This is a genomic window from Brevibacterium picturae, from assembly GCF_030453725.1.
Taxonomy (GTDB): Bacteria; Actinomycetota; Actinomycetes; order Actinomycetales; family Brevibacteriaceae; genus Brevibacterium; species Brevibacterium sandarakinum_A.
Genome location: NZ_JAKDJU010000282.1, coordinates 1 through 2,629, shown reverse-complemented (window position 1 = coordinate 2,629; position 2,629 = coordinate 1). Strand labels below are relative to the sequence as shown.

Annotated in this window: 3 protein-coding genes; all 3 read left to right on the top strand. The window is 63.9% G+C overall.

Annotated features, from left to right (window positions below):
- Positions 1-846, top strand: an 846-nt coding sequence (locus tag L0G76_RS15560) for an oxidoreductase (RefSeq protein WP_304358043.1), incomplete at its 5' end; no start/stop codon positions are given.
- A gap of 191 nt (positions 847-1,037) precedes the next feature.
- Entirely contained in the window at positions 1,038-1,847 is an 810-nt protein-coding gene (locus L0G76_RS15555; RefSeq protein WP_304358042.1) for a hypothetical protein, read from the top strand.
- Between the two features lie 41 nt (positions 1,848-1,888).
- A complete protein-coding gene (locus L0G76_RS15550) occupies positions 1,889-2,623 on the top strand; it encodes a class F sortase (protein ID WP_304358041.1) in 735 nt (244 codons plus the stop codon).
- Positions 2,624-2,629: the final 6 nt, after the last annotated feature.

Genomic DNA, 2,629 nt, shown 5'->3' with positions numbered 1-2,629 from the left:
CGTACGGTGATGGTCACCGGAGCCAACGGCGGAGTCGGGGCCGCGACTGCGGCCGCTTTCACCCGAGCAGGAGCGCACGTCGTTCTGGCCGTTCGCGATACGCAACGCGGACAGACAGCGGCTCGTGCCATGGGAGGCAGCACCGAGGTCCGCGAACTCGATCTCGCTGACCTGAGTTCAATCCGAGCTTTCGCGCAGTCGTGGAGCAACCCGCTCGACATCCTCATCAACAACGCCGGGGTCGCCGGACTCGCAGGAACTTCAACCAAGGACGGATTCGACCTGCAGTTCGGCACCAATCATCTTGGGCACTTCACCCTGACCAACCTCCTCCTGCCGCACCTCACCGACCGGGTGATCACGGTCGCGTCGGGGGCACACAAGTCGGGCACGATCCACTTCGACGATCTGGCCCTGCGCACGCGCAGATACGGTTTCGCAGCGTCCTACGGGCAGTCCAAGTTAGCCAACCTGCTGTTCACGCTCGAGCTCGAACGACGCCTGCAGCAGGCCGGTTCGACCGTCCGCTCGCTGGCCGCGCATCCCGGCTATGCTGCCACGAGCCTCGGCACCAAGGGGCAGCCCAAAACGCTCGTTGCGGCGGCGAACCTTGCCGGGCGCATTTTTGCTCAGACCAGCGAACAGGGGGCTCTGCCCTCTTTGTTCGCAGCGACTCAGGACCTGCCGGGAGCCAGCTACATCGGCCCCGACGGACGTGGCGAGCTGCGCGGCTCTCCTACACTGGTCGGCCGATCCGCCGCCGCCAGCGACCCCACTCTCGCGCGTCGCCTGTGGGAGGTCTCCGAAGAGCTCACCGGCACCGGCTTCGGGCTCGATCGCCACTAATTCGCCTGTCCCACAACAAGTGCCAGGGACATCGCTATGGCAGCGGTCATCCCCGAAGCCTGATTGAGCGATGGGGATTGGTGCAAAAAAAACTTCTCGGCTGACCCATCTGCACTGCCGACTGCTCCGAATCGTCACTGTACGGCCCCGAACGGGACTGTCCACAGAGATAACGCAGAAGGGAACACATCATGCGCACAGCAAAGAAGCTCATGCTCACTCCGGTCCTCGCCTTGACCGCCTTCGGTCTTGCAGCAGGCCCAGCAGCCGCGGCAACCGCAAGCGGCAGCGACTCCGGTGAGAATTGGACGTACCAGGCCGACCTGAACGAGGTCAACGACAGCGGAGCCTCCGGTGACATCATGATCACCCTCAAGGGCAACAAAGCGATGATCACGGAACACGTCGAGGGTCTGGCCGAGACGTTCCAGGACGGGAAGTACCCCCACGTCCAGCACATCCACGTCAAAGCTGGCGGCAATGGCACATGCCCCACCGCCTCGGCTGATGAGGACGGCGACGGAATCGTCAACACTCCCGAAGGTGGTGCCGCCTACGGCGAAGTCTCCACGACCCTGACGGACTCCGGTGACACCAGTGCCGCTGCCGCCGTCGATGTCGAGCATGCCGGTATCAAGGGTGGCTCGGCAACCTACGAGCGCACCATCGATCTCGATGACAAGACCGTGGATGCCATCAAGAATGGCGGAGCATCCGTCGTCGTCCACGGCCTCAACCCCGAGGACCTCCCGAAGGACGTTCAGGACGCCAAGAGCCCACTCGATGACAGCCTCCCGCAGGCCGCCACCGCCCCGGCTCTGTGCGGAACTCTTGCCGACAGCCAGATGGGACAGCCGCCTAAGGGCGGACCCGACACAGGCGGCGGCAGCACTGCCGGCACCGATGACACGGTGATGCTGGCCTCCGGCGGCGGAATCCTCGTCGCAGCGGGTGCGGCCTTCGCAATCTCGCGGAAGAAGAAGACGAACAGCGCTCACTGATCGACACAGACTGATCGACAACAGAAAGGACGACACCAGTCATGACTGGCAAGCAGGCAAGGCATCGCCGCGGCATCAGCACATGGGCCGTGGTGGGCCTTGCCCTGCTCGTCGTCGCGGCCATACTCATCACCGTCGGCCTCGTGCGCGGACAATCACCACCGCAGCCGAATGCAGAATCCGGCAGCCCCACTGCCGCAGCAGAGACCGACAGCGACTCGTCCGGTGCACAGTCATCGGCTCCATCAACCCCTGACGCCGATGAGTCCGATGAGGCCGATGCTGTGCCAGAGACAGAACCCGACAAGGCGATGGACGCCTCCGCACCGACACAGCTGAGCATTCCCGCCATCGATGTCGACACCAGCATCATGGAACTGGGCCTGACGGACAACGACGAACTCGAAGTACCACCATTGGGCAAGGATGCCCCCGCAGGCTGGTATGAACGCTCGCCCACGCCTGGTGAAGTCGGCCCCTCACTCATCGTCGGCCACGTCGACTCCGCGGAAGATGGGCCCGCTGTGTTCTTCGACCTCGGCGGCCTCCACAGCGGAGACACACTCACCGTCACCCGCGAAGACGGCTCCGAAGCCACGTTCAGCATCGATGACGTCACCGACTACGGCAAAGACTCCTTCCCCGACTACAAGGTCTACGGAAACACCAAGGGCCCAGAGATCCGACTCATCACCTGCGGCGGCGACTTCAACGAACAGACCGGCCACTACGAAGACAACATCGTCGTCACCGGCCACCTGGTGGAAGACAGCTGAGCGCAC